Below are 238 nucleotides of genomic sequence, written 5' to 3' on the forward strand. Positions count from 1 at the left end.
GATAAGGGCAGTAAGTACACGGTGTTGCCTAATGGTTTTACTGCTCCGGATGACTCCCAGGAATTTAAGGCTTGGGAAGTTGATGGTCAGGAAGTGGCGCCGGGTACCGAGATTACTGTTCATGGTGACACGGTCGTGAAGGCTGTGTGGAAGAAGGTCCAGGTTTCTGTTAGCTACGACGGTAATGGTGGTAGCGGCAGTATGGATGGTGCGACTGTGGATAAGGGCAGTAAGTACA

General features: G+C 51.3%; 1 protein-coding gene. It reads left to right on the top strand.

Features of this window, described 5'->3' with window-relative positions; all coding sequences use genetic code 11:
• Window positions 1–238 (top strand): hypothetical protein (locus QP415_RS12825; RefSeq protein ID WP_285100329.1); only part of this gene is annotated, 238 nt, incomplete at both ends.

Origin of the sequence: Pauljensenia sp. UMB3104 (assembly GCF_030217285.1) — a bacterium.
Lineage (GTDB): Bacteria > Actinomycetota > Actinomycetes > Actinomycetales > Actinomycetaceae > Pauljensenia.